We start from the raw sequence: 16,877 nt of genomic DNA, 5'->3' as shown, positions 1-16,877 counted from the left end.
CCGGACTACCGGGTGCTCCGGGGCTACCGGGGAAGCCCGGTCGACCGGCGGCCGGCGGGCGCGGGGTGGTCGAGGTGGCGAGCGCCGCCTCCCGGATCTCGTCGTCGATCCGCACCTTGACGTCGGACCGGGACAGCCAGGTCGGGCCGAACGCGCGGCTGCTCGCTCGGGCGAGTTCCAGGGCGAAGTCGGCGGCGTCGGCGAAGCGGATGCTCGGATCCTTCGCCAGCGCCCGCAGGATCACCGCGGAGACGGGTGGCGGAACCATGGTGAGCGGTTCCGGCATGATCGTCAGATGGTGGTGGGTCAGCGGTTGCACCGCCATCTGACGGCCGAACAGCGGCCGGTTGGCGATCATCTCGTAGAGCACACCCGCGAGGGCGTAAAGATCGGTGGACGGGAAGAGACGCGTCCCCATGATCTGCTCGGGAGCCATGTAACGCGGCGTTCCCAGGATCGCGCTGGCGGTGGTCTCCGCTCCGTCGAAAATCTTGGCGATGCCGAAGTCGGTCACCTTCAGCAGCCCGTCGCCGGCGAACATGATGTTGTCCGGCTTGATGTCCCGGTGCAGCACTCCGTGGCCGTGCGCCGTGGCGAGGGCGGCCGCGGCCGCGAGCCCGATCGAGCAGGTGGTCTCGGCGGAGACCGGTCCCGAGCTCATCCGCTGTTTGAGCGTGCCGCCGGAGAGCAGCTCCATGACGAGCAAGCAGGTGCCCTCATGCTCCACGTAGTCGTGGATACGCACGATGTGCGGATGATCCAGTTCGGCCAGCACCCGAGCCTCGGACAGGAAGCGGGTACGCAGATCGGGGTCGTCGGAGGTGTCCAGCAGGATCTTGATCGCGACCTTGCGGCCGATGAGCCGGTGCTGGCCGGCCAGCACGAGCCCGTAGCCACCCCGGCCCAAGTCGCCCTCGACGGAGTAACCGGGAAGCGCCGCCTCCACCCGAGATTTATCTATCAACAAGGTCCAGATCCGTCCGCTACCACGCCGGGCATCCGCTGTACCGCCACCCGTGCGCCGAGAACCATCCTGGCCTGCAATGACGCCCTTCGTCGGATTCCTGGTGATCCTACGGCCCTGACCCCCCATTCCCTACCCCCGGCAGGCCGATCCGGCGTGCCGGATCGGCGACACGGGCATGCCGACGGGGCTGACGAGCGCCGCCGCCGCCGCAGTGCGGATGATGGGCACTGCGGCACACGTTGAACCTGCGAGGAAGGGCATCCCACGTCATGTCGACAACCGAGCCCGCTGCCCCGGTGGCTCCGCTGGACATCACCGCGACCGAGGAATGGGCGGCGCTCACCACGCATCTGCGCGAGATCTCCGAGGTGTCCCTGCGGGATCTGTTCGCCGCCGATCCCCGGCGTGGCGAGACGTTCGCCGCCGAAGCGGACGGACTCTATCTTGACTACTCCAAGAACCGGCTGACCGCGCGCACCGTCGAGTTGCTGACCGCGCTGGCCCGGCGCGCCGGGCTGGCGGACCGGATCGAGGCGATGTTCCGGGGCGAGAGAATCAACGTCACCGAGAACCGACCGGTGTTGCACGTGGCGTTGCGCGCCCCGGCCGGAACCCGGATCGAGGTGGATGGCGTCGACGTCGTCCCCGACGTGCATCGGGTGCTCGACGCGATGTCCCAATTCGCCGACCGGGTGCGGTCGGGGGACTGGCTGGGGGCCACCGGTGAGCGGATCCGGACGGTGGTCAACATCGGCATCGGCGGCTCCGACCTGGGACCCGCCATGGCCTACGACGCCCTGCGCGACTATGCCGACCGGTCGATCGAAGTCCGGTTCGTCTCCAACGTCGACCCCACCGACATCTGGGAGGCCACCGCCGATCTCGATCCGGCCAGCACCCTGTTCATCGTCTCGTCCAAGACGTTCACCACCCTGGAAACGATCTCCAACGCGCGGGCCGCACGGTCCTGGCTCACCGGCCTGCTCGGCGAGGACGCCGTTTCCCGGCACTTCGTCGCGGTCTCCACGAATGCCGAGAAGGTCGCCGAGTTCGGTATCGACACCGTGAACATGTTCGAGTTCTGGGACTGGGTGGGCGGCCGGTACTCGGTGGACTGCGCGATCGGCCTCTCGCTGATGATCGCGATCGGGCCGCCGAACTTCCGGGAGTTCCTCGCCGGTTTCGCCGCTATGGACACGCACTTCCGGACGGCTCCGTTCGAGCGGAACCTTCCGGTTCTGCTCGGTCTGATCGGCCTGTGGTACCGCGACTTCTTCGGTACAGCGACGCACGCGGTGCTGCCCTACAGCCACTACCTGGGCCGATTCCCGGCTTATCTCCAGCAGCTGGACATGGAGAGCAATGGGAAGTCGGTCGATCTCACCGGGCGGCCCGTGTCGACGCCGACCGGACCGATCGTCTGGGGGACTCCCGGCACGAACGGACAGCATGCGTACTACCAGCTCCTGCACCAGGGGACAACGATCGTTCCGGCCGATTTCATCGGCTTCGTCCGGCCGAACCATCCCGGGGTGGGCACGGCGGATGGCGCCGGGGTGGACCAGCACGCCCTGCTGCTGGCCAACTTCCTGGCGCAGACAGAGGCCCTCGCGTTCGGCCGGACAGCCGCGGAGGTGGCCGCCGAGGGTGTCACGCCGGACCTCGTTGCGCATCGGACCTTCCCGGGTAATCGACCCTCGAACACCCTGCTGGCCCAGAAGCTGACTCCGTTCGCCCTCGGTCAGCTGATCGCACTGTACGAGCACAAGGTGTTCACCCAGGGGGTCATCTGGGGGATCAACAGTTTCGACCAGTGGGGCGTGGAGCTCGGCAAGGTGCTGGCCGGTCGGATCATTCCGGAACTCGGGTCCGAGCAGGAACCGGAGCTGGGGCATGACAGCTCGACGAATGCTCTGATCAAGCGTCTGCGGGCCGGCTGACGCCCGCCGGGGATCCAGCCAACCGAGGCATGTTACTCTGCGTAATCGATCGGGGGTGGCCCCGCGCGGTGACGACATCGGGGGGTGGAAGTCATGCGGGTGGATGCTGGAGCCTTGCGGATGTCCGTGCGGCGGACAGGCGAGGACGTGCTCATCGAACTCGCCGGGGAACTCGACACGGCCGGGCGGCTCCGGTTCCGTGAGCAGATCGGCGAGCATCTCGGCCGGGGCGGGGGGACGGTCACGGTGGATGTCGCGGGCCTGCGCTCGATCGACGTCCCGGGGCTCGCAGCTCTGCTCCGCGCCGATCTGCTGCTCCGCCGGGTGCACTCATGTCTGGAGATCCAGGCACCCACGCCGGCGTTCGCCGCGTTGTTGCGGGAGGCCGGTCTCGACGGTCGGCTGCGGGTCGGTGGGGGATCCCGCCGCCGCTGACCGCCCCCTCGACTGTCCGCATCCCGCGGGCTGGGAGACGGCTCAGCCGATGAGCGGTGACGTCCGATCGCCCGATGACGCGGGTGCGCTGGGGGTGGCGGGTGCGCTGGGGGTGGCGGGTGCGCTGAGGGCTGCGGGTGCGCTGAGGGCTGCGGGTGCGCTGAGGGCTGCGGGTGCGCTGGGTGACGGTCGTGCACCGGATGGTCCGGAGTCACCCACCGAGGCGGTGCCGTCCTCGGTGACCAGGGAGAGCAACCCGCGGGAGCCGATCAGACGTTTCTCGATTCCGCCCATCATGAGCATCCCCGCCATTACGAAGAGTGGAAAACCGAGCACCATCAGCAGGACGGGTGGTGTGAGACTCACCGAAAGACCCCCAGGCTGGCTTACGGATCTGATCGGCACCATGGACGCCGTACCGTAGGCGTTACCCTCGGACCTCCGTTGCTCACGTCCCGACAGTCGTCTCACCCGACTCGGGTGTCCACCGGGTTCTCCCCGAGGGGGCCGCCGATTCCGGCCGGGTGGAAGAATGAACCGCAGCTCAGAGGTCTGTTTCGGGATGCGTGTTGTTCCCGGTGTCCGCGGGCTCGTACCCTTCCCCCAACATGTCTGCGCGGCCCGCTCCATTGCCCGCTTATAGCGGCCGTCCGTGGGTTCGTGACGCGGACCTGCTTGCGCGTCTCGACCTGCTCTCCGAGCAGATCGATTTCGCCCTCGCCGAGATAGCCCTGCGGCGGGCCGCCTACCAGCGAGCCTGCGAGGAGGAGGCCGCCTGGCCGTGGGCGCCCGTCGGCGTTGAGGTACTGAGCCGGCCGTCCGTGGCGCAGGCTCTGGCCGGCGAGCTCGCCGCCGTCGAGCGGCTGCGGTTGTGGGCGCAGGAGATGTACTGGTTGCAGGAACAGGCGCGGCTGCGCGGACTGCTGCGCTGAGCGCGCGGGCGCGGACCCCCGCTAGCCAGTTCCTGGCGAGGGGTCTCCCGTCCCTGCTGAGGGGTCTCCCGTCCCTGGTGGGGGGCCTCCGGTTCCCGGCGGGGGACCGTCGAGCGCGTCGAACAGCCGGCGGCCGAGGTTTGCCGCGGCGACGTTGCCCCGGTGCAGATACCGGGTGATGCCAGCCTCCAGGCTCTCGGCGGCGTCGTCCTTGCGGCCGGCCCGGTAGAGAACCTCGGCGCGGGACAGCAGCGCATGTCCCTGGCCGTCGACGTCGTCGGTGCGGCTGGCGAGATCGACGGCGGTGTCGGCGAACCGGAGGGCCTCGGCATCGCGGCCGCGCAGCGCCAGGAGCTTCGCGTGGACCCCGCACCATCCGGCCTGGGCCGGTAGCTGGTCGGCGGCGGCGGCGTCCCGACACCGGGTGACATACTTGCCCGCGTCGTCAACCTTGCCGAGCCGGACGAGAACGTCGGCGAGTGCCGCGGCCCGGTTGGCCAGGAACGCGCGTTCCCCCATCCGGGACAGCTGCCGGCAGCTTCGCCGCAGCTCCCGCTCGGCGACTGCCAGCTCGTCGGCGAGCAGCGCCACCCGGGCCACGACGAACCCGCCATGAAAGGGGTCGGTCCGCGGGGCGCGCAGGTCGTGAACGATCTCCTCGGTCGCCTTGAGATGGATCCGCGCGCCCTCCAGATCCCCCGACATGGCGGTGAGGACCGCGAGCTGGGCGAGCACGGCCCGACGCAGAGCCCGGTCGTCGCCGGCGGCGTCGAGGGCCTCGTTCGCCCGGGTGATCCCGACGGCGACCGGCCGGGGCCCCCAACTCATGAGCATGGTGAGCTCGCGGCGCAGCGACTGCGCGGCCCGGGGCACGCCGGACTCCTCCGCGTGCCGGACGGCGTTCTCCATCGCCCGCTCGGCCGCGGCGAACTGCCCGGCCGCCAGGTAGGCATTGGCCTGGCTACGGCAGGCGAGCGCCGCGCCGACCTCGTCGCCGGCCTGCACGAAGTTGGTCAGGCACACCGCGGCTTCGGTCAGCGTCCTGGCGACCAGGCCCTCCGGATCGGTGGAGAACAGCACCCGCAGGTACGCGAGCCGGGCGTGGGCCCGCAGGCCCTCCTCCCCGGCGCGCCGGGCCCGCTCGGTCACCTGGCGCAGGATGCGCTCGGCGTCGGAGAGCCGGCCGAACGAGTACAGCGCCCAGCCGAGGTCGATCTCGGCCCGTAGCCGCAGTGGGTCCGTCTCGGGCAGCAGGGTGATGGCCCGCTTGAGCAGCTGGGCCGCGCCGGTCTCGTCGCCCTGGCGCACCCGGTCCGCCGCCTCGATCAGACAGGTCGCCGCGGATCGGCCCAGCTCGATCGTCTCGGTGTCGCGCTGCCCGATCTCCACCCGGTAACGAAACGCCTGCTCCAGATGGTAGCCGACCAGTTCGTCGTGCTCACCGGGGCCACCCTCCAGCCGGGTCTGCAGCCACTGGGCGAACCGCTGGTGCAGATCGGCGCGCTGCCGTTTGGCGGTGGACTGGTAGGCGCAGTCGCGCAGCAGCACGTGCAAGAACCGAAACGCCTCGACGCCGGGCAGGTCGGACCGGTCCGGATGCACCAGTTCCTTGCGGACCAGGCTCAGACAGTGGGCGGCGACCATCGGCTGTTCGCTCGGGTCCGACAGGTCGATGACAGCGTCGAGGTAGAAGCGTTCCCCCACGATGGCGGCGCGTTCAAGGACCCGCCGTTCGGGCGGGTCGAGCCGGTCGAGCCGGGCCGCGAGCAGGGACGAGATGGTCGGCGGCACCGTCACGTTGCGCAGGCTGCCGGTGGCGATCCACCGGCTGCCCTCCCGGCGCAGCAGGCCGTCGTCGACGAGGGCCGCCACCATCTGCTCGACGAACAGTGGGTTGCCGGCCGCGGAGGTAGTGATCCGAGAGACGAGGGCCGGGTCGAGGTCGTCGGAGCCCATCAGGGTGCGGATCAGGCGCTGGCAGCGCGCCTCGGTCAGCGGCGCCAGCAGCATCGAGGTGGCGTTGAGCTTGCCGCCTCCCCAGTCCCGCCGCTCCTCCAGCAGTTCCGGGCGGGCCAGGCACAGCAGCATGATGGGGGCGTCGCGGGACCAGTCGGCGATGTTCTCCAGCAGGTCGAGCAGGGTCGGCTCGGCCCAGTGCACGTCGTCGAACCACAGGATCAGCGGGCGTCGGGCCGCCAGCGCCTGGAAGAAGGACCGGACGGCCCAGAAGCTTTCCTGCGGACCGAGTTCCGCGCCGCCCAGCCCCACCAGGGGCGCGAGCGCCTCGACGATCTCCGCCGCCTGGGTGACACCGTCGAGCAGTTCCCGCAGCCGACGCCGCCCGTCCGGGGCGCTCTCGTCAGCGGACAGACCAGTGGCCTGGCGCACCATCTCCATCAGCGGCCAGTAGGCGATGCCCTCGCCGTAGGACAGGCAACGCCCGGTGAGCACGGTCGCCCGGTTCGCCATGGCCGCGCAGAACTCGCCGACCATCCGGGACTTGCCGATGCCCGCCGGGCCCAGCACGGTGAACAGGTGGCAGGTGCGTTCCTCGACCACGGCCTCGAAGGCGTCCTGCAGCCGGCGGCGTTCCCGGTTACGCCCGATGACCGGGGCGGTGAAGCCGTGGGTCGGGGCCCGGCTGCCGGGACCCGCGGTCGGGTCTACCAGCCCGATCAACCGGTGCACCCGCAGCGGGTCGCGCTTGCCCTGGACGACCAGGGGGCCGAGCGGGCTTACCGTGACGCTGTGCCGGATGAAGCGGTAGGTGGTGTCCCCGATGAGGATCTCGTCGGGGGGAGCGGCGTGTTCCAGCCGGGAGGCGACGTTCACCGGATCGCCGGTGACGCCACCGCCTGCGACGGTCACCTCGCCGGTGTTGATCCCGATCCGCACCCGCAGTTTCAGGCCCCACTCGCGCTGCAGGTCGGCATTGAGCGCCTCCATCGCCGCCCGGATGTCGAGGGCGGCGCGAACCGCGCGCAGCGCGTCGTCCTCGTGCAGCACGGGAATGCCGAAGACGGCGAAGACGGCGTCGCCGATGAACTTCTCGACCGATCCGCCGTGGGTGTAGATCACTTCACGGACGGTGGTGAAGAACCGCCACATGACCTGCTGCAGCGGTTCGGAGTCGATTCTCTCGCCGATGTCGGTGGACCCGGTGATGTCCACGAACATGATCGTCACGGTCTTCCGGGCGCCGCTCCCCGGGGTGGGAAGGGGGTTCCCACATCCGGAGCAGAAGCGGGCCCGCTCGTGGTTGTCCTCCGCGCATGTCGGGCACGGCACCATGTGCCGGATGGTAGGCCGATCGCGACCCGATGCGGTGGGGGATGCGCGTACCCGACGCGCCTGAGGTGACCCATCCCACGCCGGTGCCACCGCCGGGTCCCGGCCGGGACGGCGCGACCCGGACGGCTCATCCGCCGGCGGCCAGCCTGGCGCGGTCATGACGGCAGCTCCCGCCGCACCGCGAGGAGCGCCGCCACCTGGGCCAACACTCCCCAGCCGACTACTCTCCAGCCGGCCGCGTTCACCTCGACCGCCCCGCAGCCACCGAAGACCAGCACACTGCCGGAACCAGGGGTGACCAGACTCAGCAGGATGCGCAGCGTCGTTGTCTTGCCGGAGCCGTTCGGCCGCAGAAAACCGGCGATGTTCCCTTCCCGCACCGTGAAACTCACGTCCCGGACGGCGCGCTGGGACCCGTATCGCTTGGCCAGATGGTCTATTTCAACGACGGCGGTGACGAGAGCCTCCCGGCGGAGGTCCGAGCGGGGCAATATCTACGGTAACCTGTCACCGTTCCAGATCCACCGGCGGCTGTCACCGCTGGCTGGGTCGCGGTCGCCGGCCGGGAGATCGGTACTTCCCGCGGGGGCTCCCCGAACCGCGATCCCCCGAGGAGTTTTCATGGACGCTCTCGCCTGCCTGATGACGCGCCGCACAGCGACCCGGCTCGTCGAACCCGGTCCGACGGTGGAGCAGATTATGATCATGCTTGGCGCCGCCACCACGGCGCCGGATCACAAGATGCTGCGGCCCTGGCGCTTCGTGGTTGTGCGGAGCGATGCCCGCGCCACCCTGGCTGCGGCGATCAAGCGGGCCGCCGAGGCCCTCGGCGGGTTGCCCGAGCCGGTCATCCGCAAGACCGCGGGCAAGGCCACCCGTTCCCCGGCGCTCATCGCCGTCGTCGCATCCCGTGTCGGTTCGAAGGTTCCGGTCGCCGAGCAGGACGCCTCGGCCGCGGCAGCGGCGCAGAACATCTGCCTGGCCGCGCACGCGCTCGGCGTCGCCTCGGCCTGGAAGTCGGTGCCGATGCAGGACAGCGCCGAGGTCCGGGGGGCGTTCGGGCTGACGTCGGACGAGGTGCTGGTCGGCTGGGTGGAGCTCGGGACCCAGGCGGACACCGCGCCGCTGCCGGCGCGGCCCGCCGTTCGGCTGGCCCAGGTCGCGACGGAGATGGAGGTCGACGGGACGCTGGTTCCCGTGGCGGCGGACGATCGGATCTCCCAGTTCGGGCAAGTGACCACGGTGTGAGCGGCAGGTTACCTAAGCTGGAACACAGGTCTTGAGATCGGGCGGCCTGGACCGGGGTATGACTCCGGCTCCCGAGGTGCGACGGGAGGTACGCCGTGTATGGCGGTCTTCGAGGCCGTGGCGGTCTTCGAGGCCGTGGTGGTCTTCGAGGCCGTGGCCGTCTCGGCCTGACCGTGGCCGGAGGGCTGCTGCTCGCGCTGGTCGTCGGATGCTCGGAGCCGGGGTCGAGTGGGTCCGGCGGCTCGGTCGCCCGGCCGGGCTCGGTGGTCACGCCGAGTGCGTCGTCTCAGGACCCGGGCGGCCCGGGCGCGCTCGGGACCTCCGCCGCGGCTGCGACGCCTGACGTCTCACGGGCGCCGGGCCCCTCCGGAACCTCCGCCGCCCCGGACGGTGTCGCGTCACTGCCGGTGCCGACTCCGCGAGCATCCTCCGTCTTCGTCGGAGAGGCCTGTTCCCCCGCCGAGGACACCTCGCCCGCGACCGCCGTCAACGGCCTTGTGCTGTTCTGCGCGCCCGTCGGCGGGACCGGCCCGGCCGGCATCGGTCGATGGTCCACGGAGCCGCCCGCCCCGGCTCCCGTGGTTCGGCCGGATGAGGGCGGGAACTGCGACCCCGAGGACGTCGGGCGCATCGTCCAGGACTCCGCCGGCCGCCCGGTGTCCTGCCTTCGGGACCCGACGGGCACCCTGACCTGGTCCGACATCTCCTGAACTACGTCGCCACGTCGCCACGTCGCCGGGATGATCAGCCGTTGCGGCGGGCCCGGCGGGTGGTGAGGGCCTCGGCGACGGACCAGAGAGCCGGCAGCACCAGGGCTCCGAAGACGGTCGCCCATGCCCACGGATGATCGGCCAGGTAGGGCACGACATCGTCGTGTAGCCAGGGGAAGAGCCGGTCATGGATCACCGGAACGACACCGGCCGCCGCGAACACCGCGATGAGCCCCGCTCCCACGACCGCCAGTCCTCCGGGCAGGTGCCGCCAGCCGGTAAGTCCGATCATCAGCAGGCCGATCAGGCCGACGACGATCCCCAGGCCGCCGACGATGCCCGAACCGGTCAGCCCGCCGGCCGTGCCGAGGCCGACCAGCGCTGTTCCCACCGCGATCGTCATCCGCCGCCGGCCGTGCGTGACATCCCGGATCATCTCGAAGGCGAGACGGGTGACGGTCCGGGCGAGGAACGCGACCGGCCGCAGGGGCCGTGGCAGCCGGCGGGTCGATGTGGCCCAGGCGACGACCACGGCCACGATCTGGGCCAGGGCGGTCACCAGAACCGGGCCCTGCGCCGCGTCGGTGATGCGCTCGTCCGAGACGCGGCAGGCCTCGAGTACCTTGTCCACCGCTCGCGGGGGCAGCGCGCCGGGCGTGACGGGGACGCCGCTGAGCCCGGGTGGCCGGGGCGGTCGGCGCGCCAGAGCCGAACTGTCGACGCCGGCAGGCCGGTGGGCACCGGTCTGTCCCGCGGCGATCCTGGCGGCCACGGCCGCGGCCAGCGAGATGACCTCGGCGCCGCGCGGCTCGTCCAGGTTCGGGGAGCCTGTCCCTTCCGGTACCGCCGAGGCCCCCGGTCCGGTCGTCGTCCCGGGCCGGCTCGGTTCCACGGTCAGGGCCCGGTCGACGGCGGCGAGGAAGTCGGCGGTGGGCCGCGGATCGACCCCGGCCTTGTTGTCGCGCCGCACCGCCTCGGCGACCCCCACCAGCTCCTTGGCCGCGATGTCCCGTTGGATGCCGGCGGCGACCCAGGTCGCCGTGACCGGAAGGTTCGGCGGCACGGGGGCGTCCGGATCGGTCAGAAAGCCAAGCTCGTCGAGTACCTCCCGCGGCGCCGGGATGCCGGCCACCTCGGTGAGATCGTCGACCAGATCCACCAGCCAGCCCCGGCGGGCCAGCGCCGCGGCGTGGGCGTGACCGGCGGGGACGGCGGTGTCCCGGCGGATCACGAGCCGGCGTGGATCCAGCATGATCCGGACCAGCCAGCCCGCACCGTCCAGCCGTCCCCACATCCAGTCGTTGGCCCGCCACGAGGACTTCGCGAAGGCGCCGAAGTTTCCCAGCTGCAGGCCTGTGACCTTCTCCTCGGCCAGTGCGCGGGCGGGATCGAGGCGGTTCGGTAGATCCGCGCTGATCTGGACGAGCTCAACCGGTTGGTCGAGGACCGCGGCGCCGGTGCTTCGTTCGACCAGGTGCACGTCGAGCACGGCGATCAGGGCGTCCGCGGGAGTCGACGGGAGGTACCCGACGAAGTCCGCGAGGGTCCGGGCCGCCACCGCCCGGCGCTGGCCGACGCTGAGACCCTCGGGCCTGGTCTCTGGTCCCGCCGGAGGCCGGGCCGCGGGGGACCGCCGGTCCACGAGATCGGTGAGCTCGGTCCGCAGGGTCTCGATCATCCGCTCCAGGGAGCGCCAGGCCCGGGTGAGCTCGTCCTGCCCCGCGTCGCCCTCCGGGTCGGTCCGCAACCAGCGGCGGGCAGCCTCGGCGATGACGTCGAGCAGCGGTGCCCCGGCCATCGCACCGAGGGTCTCGCTGACCGTCGTGAAGACGCCGGGCCGCAGGGCCGCGGTGGCTGTGGTGGCTGTGGTGTCGGTGGTGTCGGTGTTCCGGATGGTGGCGTGCGATGCGCCGTGCACGGCCGCCGCGAGCCGGGCAAGTCGGATCCGGTCCGCCGGCTCGGGGGAGAGGACGTACCCTTCGTTGATCATGTTGATCAGTAGACCCTTGGCGGCGTCGAGCGCGGGTCGGCCCAGCCGCCACAGGTCGGCGAGGTCGGCCGTGGTCGGCAGCCGGTCGGGAAGCATCTGGATCACGGCGTTGACCGCGGCGTTCGTCATCCGGGCGGGTCCGGCCGCGTCGGTGCGCAGCGCGTCGGTGTCCGGGGGACGGGGCAGATCGAACCGACCACCGAGGACGCGCAGCAGCGCCTCGATCACCGGTGGGGCGATCTCCTCTGCCAGGCTGCGGCGGTAGGCGTCATAGACGCTCTCGTCCGCTAATCGGGGACCACCGGCCGGGGCGAGGCGCAGCAGCCGTCGCCGGTTCGCCCGCGTACCGCGTACGGCGCTGTTGTGGTCGCGCAGCGTCGCCAGATCTGTACCGATCGACTGGTTCAGCGCCGCGCCGAGCACCTGGAGAAGGGTGGGGATCACCGTGGGTGGCACAGGCAGGGCGGGCGGTGTGGACGTCCTGGTTGGTGCCGCCGGATTCGTTGGTGCCGCCGGATTCGTCGGTACCGGCATCCGCGGCGAGGGCACGACGTAGGCGAGCACGCGACGGACTTGGCGTTCGGCGGGCCGGTCGAAGATGGCCGCCAGCGCCGGTCCGATCGGGCGGTTGACCAGGATCCCGCCGTCCGATGCGTGGAATCCGTGGGAGGCGTTGACGTAGCGGGCCATGTCCGGGTGCGCGGCGTCGACGGCGTGCCCCACCGGCACGTAGGCCGGCTCGAAGGCGCCCGGAAAGGCGGAACTGGCCCGTGCGGCCAGGGCGAGACGGGGGACCGCGCCAGGGTCGGTCAGGTCCTGCGTGCCGAAGGCGAACAGGCCCCGGTGGTCGACGTCGTACATGGTGCCGCCGAGTGAGTCGGCGTGCTCGGCGACCTCGCCGCGCAGGATCGTCGTAGTGATGAAGACCGATGTCGGGCGGTCCATGCCGGCTCGGTCCATGCCGGCTCGGTCCATGCCGGCTCGGGCCGTCTCCCCCACCGCTGTCAAGGCGGTGTGCAGCGCGGGCAGCACGGCGGTGTCCCCGTGCAGCAGCGAGGGATACGTCTTCTCGTGGGGGGTGCGCATGAGCGCGTCAAACGAGCCGAGGGACAGCCACAGGTCCCGCAGCGGGGTGAGATCGGCGTGGTGGGTGTTCGCGTAGCCCAGCATGGCGGCGTTGATGCCACCGGCCGAGGTGCCGGCGAGTACGTCCACACTGACCTCGACGTCGAGGATGGCCGCCAGCCGGGCGTAACGGGCAGCGACGGCGGCGTCCGCGTCGTCGGCCCGGTCACGGTCCGGGCTGGTCGCAAGGTTGATCTCGGTGGCGACCCCGCCCATCCAGACGGCGAGGCTCGCGCCACCGGTCATGACGACCGCGAGCCGTACCTCCTGGGTGGCCGGGTCGCGCATGAGTGGCAAGAGTAGACGTGCCCGGCCCCGGGCCTTCCCCGTTTGTCGGAGAAAAGTTGGATCGCGACGACTTCTTCCCAGCCGCCACTCTTGTCAACGGGTTACTCGTGAGTAGCATGGGAACAACGTACTCACGAGTAGCTAGCCGGCATCGGCCGATCACGGTGTCCGGCGGTCCCGGGAAGGAGCCGTTGATGGGCCACTACCGGAGCAATCTGCGAGACATCGAGTTCAACCTGTTCGAGGTGTTCGGGGTCGATCGCACGCTCGGCACCGGTCCCTTCGGGGAGATGGACGCCGAGACCGCGCGCGAGGTGCTGGCCGAGCTCGATCACCTCGCCTCCGGACCCGTTGCCGAGTCCTTCACCGACGCCGACCGTCATCCACCGACCCTGGATCCGGCGACCGGGTCGGTGACCCTGCCGGAGTCGTTCAAGAAGTCCTACCAGGCCGTTCTGGACGGTGAGTGGTGGCGGCTCTACCTTCCGCCGCACCTGGGTGGGCTGGGTGCGTCTCCGACCGTCGCGTGGGCGGCCTCGGAGCTGCTGCTCGGAGCGAACCCGGCCATCTTCATGTACATGGCCGGGCCGACGTTCGCGGCGATCCTGCACCGGCTCGGCAACGAATGGCAGCGCCAGCTCGCCGAGTTCGCCATCGAACGGCACTGGGGCGCGACGATGGTGCTCACCGAGCCGGACGCGGGTTCCGACGTCGGGGCCGGTCGTACCAGGGCGATCGAGCAGCCCGACGGCACCTGGCACATCGAGGGCGTGAAGCGGTTCATCACCAACGGGGACTGGGATGTCCCGGAGAACATCATCCACCTCGTGCTCGCCCGGCCGGAGGGGCACGGCCCGGGGAGTAAGGGCCTGTCGATGTTCGTGGTGCCGAAGTTCATGCCCGATCCGCGGACCGGCACGCCCGGCGCCCGTAACGGCGTCTACGTGACGAACATCGAGAAGAAGATGGGCCTGAAGGTCTCCGCCACCTGCGAGCTGCGGTTCGGTGAGCGGGCGCCGGCGGTCGGTTGGCTGGTCGGTGACGTCCACGAGGGCATCGCCCAGATGTTCCAGGTGATCGAGTACGCCCGGATGATGGTGGGCAGCAAGGCCATCGCCACGCTGTCCACCGGATATCTCAACGCGCTCGAGTTCGCCCGCACCCGCGTCCAGGGTGCGGACCTGGCCCGCGCGTCGGACAAGACGGCACCGCGTGTCACGATCATTCATCACCCGGATGTCCGCCGGATGCTGATGATGCAGAAGGTGTATGCGGAGGGCATGCGTTCACTGGTGCTCTACACCGCGACGTTCCAGGACCGGGTTGCGCTGGCCGGCGAGCGGGGGGAGGCCGACGAGCTCGCCGAACGCATCAACGACCTGCTGCTCCCGATCGTCAAGGGGGTCGGCTCCGAACGGTCCTACGAGCTGCTCGCCTCTTCACTGCAGATCCTCGGTGGTTCCGGGTACCTGCAGGACTATCCGATCGAGCAGTACATCCGCGATGCCAAGATCGACACTCTCTACGAGGGCACCACGTCGATCCAGGGCCAGGACCTGTTTTTCCGGAAAATCGTCCGGGACCAGGGGCAGGCGCTGGCCTCCGTGCTGGGCGAGATCCAGACGTTCGTGAAGGGCGAGGCCGGCAACGGCGCGCTGCGGGCGGAGCGGGAGGCGCTGGGGGTGGCCCTTGAGGACGTCCAGAGCATGGTGAATTCGCTGGTCGGGTTCCTCACCGGCGCCGCCGAGGAGGCCGCCGCGATCTACAAGGTCGGCCTGAATACGACGAGGCTGCTGATGAGCCTCGGTGACCTGATCATCGGATGGCTGCTCCTGCGCGGCGCCGAGGTAGCCCTGCGGACCCAGGATTCTCCGGCGTCCGCCGGGGCCCGGCCCGCTCGGGACGCCGCCTTTTACCAGGGCAAGGTGGCCGCCGCGCGCTGGTTCGCGGCCAATGTGCTACCGGAGTTGACGGCGCGCCGGGTAGCGCTGGAGTCCACCGGCCTCGGGCTCATGGAACTGCCGGAGGAGGCGTTCTGATGTTGCCGCGGCGGGGTTGCGTTCTTGCCGCGGAAGGGTATATGGACCGGTATGGGAATCCCGTTGAGTCTTTTACTCTTGGCCCTCGGCGCCATCCTCGCCTTCGCGGTCCGCTCCGAACCGTCCGGGCTCGACATCACGGCCGTGGGCATCATCCTGATGTGCGTCAGCGCCATTGGGCTCGGCCTCACCCTGTACCGCGACCAGTGGCGCAGGAAGATCGTCGAAGAGTCGGTCGAGAACGGCGTGCCCGCGCCCAGACCGCTCGATGACGGCATCATCGTCGACCCGTCCGCTCCGTTCGAGGCCCCGCACCGGCGCGAGCTGGGACTGACCCCCGAGGAGGATCGTCGGCTGAACCCCTCACGCCATCCGGAGGCGACCTACGGTGACGGGCAGCCGGCCATCCACGTGCACGTCGAAGGGGACCACCCCCTGTCGCCGCACTGAACCGTGCTCGTTCACCGGTCCGCCTGCCCACCGCCCGGTCCGGTTCCCTGGACGGTCCGTGGGGACGGACCAGGGAACCCGGCCGGGCGCTCGTCCGCGGGGGCGAGCCGGGATGGTCGGTTCAGGAGGTGCGTAGCGGCGGGAACGCCTGATCGAGCTCGTTGCGCATGTCCCGCTTGAGGATGTCGTCGGCGTCCGAGGAGGACTGACCCTCGAGCAGAAACCGAGCCACTCGTAGGGTGAGGTCGACCCGCTCAGCCAGGTTGAGCGTGCCGGTGAACCGGCCGCTGGAGTTGGCGGAGGTCAGAACCTTGGCGACGAACTCGTCCGCGGCCTGCAGTGCCTCCACTCGCGTCATGGTTCCACCTCTTTGTGCCGGAAGCCGGTCAGAGGCGCAACCGTACCAGGGAGCGGAATCTGGGCCGTTGTGTGCCCCTCTTGCGTGCAGTGTGCCCGTTTGTGGCCAACTGGTGGATCCGATGAGTCGATCAGGACCAGGCGAGTGCCACCGTGGGATCGGTGATGACGGCACCCACGTCGGCGAGGACCGCGGAGCCCAGCGCGCCGTCGACGATGCGATGGTCGAACGAGAGTGCCAGCTGTACCACCGTACGCACGGTGAGCTGGCCCTCGTGCACCCAGGGCATCGGTCGGATCGAGCCGAGGGCGAGGATCGCCGCTTCGCCCGGGTTCAGGATCGGGGTGCCGATGTCGACGCCGAGGACGCCGACGTTGGTGATGGTGATCGTGCCGCCGCGCAGATCCGCGGGGCTGAGCCGGTCCGCCCTCGCCGCGGTGGTGAGGCCGGCCAGGGCGTGAGCCAGCCCGACGACGTCGAGCCGGCCGGCATCCGGGATGGTGGGCACGACGAGCCCACGCGGGCCCGCCACGGCGATGCCGAGGTTCACCCGGTCGTACACATGTATCTCCGGCCGGCCACCGTTCTCCGGCCGGCCACCGCCCGCGTCCTCGACCCAGGATGAGTTGATCATCGGATGTCGGCGAACGGCGATGAGCAGGGCTCTGGCGACGAACAGCAATGGGGTGATCTTGATCCCGGTGAACTCCGGCAGCGCCGCGATCCGGTCCCGGGCGGCCATCGTCGCCGTCGCGTCGACGGTGAGGAACTCGGTGACATGCGGGGCAGCCGAGACGCTGGCGACCATCGCCTGCGCCATCGACCGCCGGATGCCGGTGACAGGCACGTGCCAGGTACGCGTCTCGGCGGAGAAGGTGGCCCCGGCGGGGATGACGCCGATCGGCGGGGCATCGCGCGTGGGCGGCGCCGCGAGGGGCGCGGTACGGGCGGCGGCACGCACCGCGGCCTCGACGTCGGCCCGGCTGATCGTGCCGTCCGGGCCGGTGCCGGCGAGGGATGCGAGGTCGACACCGAGGTCACGGGCGAGCTTGCGGACCGGCGGTTTGGCGAGCACCGGACCGGCTGTGTGGACCGGACCGGCTG

The 16,877-nt window shown here is 70.6% G+C and carries 13 protein-coding genes and 1 pseudogene; 7 read left to right on the top strand and 7 right to left on the bottom strand.

Annotated elements, in window-relative coordinates:
- Positions 1–907, bottom strand: a pseudogene (locus BMG523DRAFT_RS26215) (serine/threonine-protein kinase); the annotation flags it as partial.
- Positions 908–1,236: 329 nt separating this feature from the next.
- Here BMG523DRAFT_RS26215 and pgi point away from each other — a divergent pair.
- Together pgi and BMG523DRAFT_RS03995 are read left to right on the top strand one after the other, a co-directional pair.
- Entirely contained in the window at positions 1,237–2,907 is a 1,671-nt protein-coding gene (gene pgi, locus BMG523DRAFT_RS04000) for a glucose-6-phosphate isomerase (protein ID WP_011434521.1), read from the top strand.
- Positions 2,908–3,000: 93 nt separating this feature from the next.
- Positions 3,001–3,342, top strand: a complete 342-nt coding sequence (locus tag BMG523DRAFT_RS03995) for an STAS domain-containing protein (protein ID WP_011434522.1) — start codon at positions 3,001–3,003, stop codon at positions 3,340–3,342.
- A 42-nt stretch (positions 3,343–3,384) separates the two neighbouring features.
- On the opposite strand, the gene BMG523DRAFT_RS03990 is transcribed toward BMG523DRAFT_RS03995, so the two are convergent.
- Positions 3,385–3,708 (bottom strand): hypothetical protein, encoded by a 324-nt coding sequence (locus tag BMG523DRAFT_RS03990; protein ID WP_051623763.1) that lies wholly within the window; start codon positions 3,706–3,708, stop codon positions 3,385–3,387.
- A gap of 263 nt (positions 3,709–3,971) precedes the next feature.
- Between BMG523DRAFT_RS03990 and BMG523DRAFT_RS03985 the strand changes: the two genes are divergently transcribed.
- Positions 3,972–4,274, top strand: coding sequence for a hypothetical protein (locus BMG523DRAFT_RS03985; protein WP_235462843.1), 303 nt, complete (start codon positions 3,972–3,974; stop codon positions 4,272–4,274).
- Between the two features lie 21 nt (positions 4,275–4,295).
- On the opposite strand, the gene BMG523DRAFT_RS03980 is transcribed toward BMG523DRAFT_RS03985, so the two are convergent.
- Positions 4,296–7,565 (bottom strand): adenylate/guanylate cyclase domain-containing protein, encoded by a 3,270-nt coding sequence (locus BMG523DRAFT_RS03980; protein WP_235462842.1) that lies wholly within the window; start codon positions 7,563–7,565, stop codon positions 4,296–4,298.
- 155 nt (positions 7,566–7,720) lie between these two features.
- Positions 7,721–8,056: an ATP-binding cassette domain-containing protein gene (locus tag BMG523DRAFT_RS03975; RefSeq protein WP_043590414.1), complete on the bottom strand. Its 336-nt coding sequence runs from the start codon at positions 8,054–8,056 to the stop codon at positions 7,721–7,723.
- 130 nt (positions 8,057–8,186) lie between these two features.
- Between BMG523DRAFT_RS03975 and BMG523DRAFT_RS03970 the strand changes: the two genes are divergently transcribed.
- Positions 8,187–8,813, top strand: a complete 627-nt coding sequence (locus BMG523DRAFT_RS03970) for a nitroreductase (RefSeq protein ID WP_011434526.1) — start codon at positions 8,187–8,189, stop codon at positions 8,811–8,813.
- A 173-nt stretch (positions 8,814–8,986) separates the two neighbouring features.
- Complete coding sequence (locus tag BMG523DRAFT_RS03965) at positions 8,987–9,523, top strand: hypothetical protein (protein ID WP_049760795.1); 537 nt, start codon at positions 8,987–8,989, stop codon at positions 9,521–9,523.
- A 34-nt stretch (positions 9,524–9,557) separates the two neighbouring features.
- On the opposite strand, the gene BMG523DRAFT_RS03960 is transcribed toward BMG523DRAFT_RS03965, so the two are convergent.
- Positions 9,558–12,926, bottom strand: a complete 3,369-nt coding sequence (locus BMG523DRAFT_RS03960; protein WP_043590412.1) for a patatin-like protein — start codon at positions 12,924–12,926, stop codon at positions 9,558–9,560.
- A 194-nt stretch (positions 12,927–13,120) separates the two neighbouring features.
- Between BMG523DRAFT_RS03960 and BMG523DRAFT_RS03955 the strand changes: the two genes are divergently transcribed.
- Together BMG523DRAFT_RS03955 and BMG523DRAFT_RS03950 are read left to right on the top strand one after the other, a co-directional pair.
- Positions 13,121–14,965 (top strand): acyl-CoA dehydrogenase, encoded by a 1,845-nt coding sequence (locus BMG523DRAFT_RS03955; protein WP_011434529.1) that lies wholly within the window; start codon positions 13,121–13,123, stop codon positions 14,963–14,965.
- Between the two features lie 63 nt (positions 14,966–15,028).
- A complete protein-coding gene (locus BMG523DRAFT_RS03950) occupies positions 15,029–15,415 on the top strand; it encodes a hypothetical protein (protein WP_232234807.1) in 387 nt (128 codons plus the stop codon).
- A gap of 121 nt (positions 15,416–15,536) precedes the next feature.
- Here BMG523DRAFT_RS03950 and BMG523DRAFT_RS03945 read toward each other — a convergent pair whose 3' ends face one another.
- Together BMG523DRAFT_RS03945 and BMG523DRAFT_RS03940 are read right to left on the bottom strand one after the other, a co-directional pair.
- Positions 15,537–15,773 carry a hypothetical protein gene (locus BMG523DRAFT_RS03945; protein ID WP_011434531.1) on the bottom strand — a complete coding sequence of 79 codons (237 nt, stop codon included), beginning with the start codon at positions 15,771–15,773 and terminating at the stop codon, positions 15,537–15,539.
- Between the two features lie 130 nt (positions 15,774–15,903).
- Positions 15,904–16,877, bottom strand: a 974-nt coding sequence (locus BMG523DRAFT_RS03940) for a dihydrolipoamide acetyltransferase family protein (protein WP_043590411.1), incomplete at its 5' end; no start/stop codon positions are given.

It is taken from the genome of Frankia sp. BMG5.23, from assembly GCF_000685765.2.
GTDB classification, from domain to species: domain Bacteria; phylum Actinomycetota; class Actinomycetes; order Frankiales; family Frankiaceae; genus Frankia; species Frankia casuarinae.
Note: the sequence above shows the minus strand (reverse complement) of the source record. Positions and strands in the feature narration are given on the sequence as shown.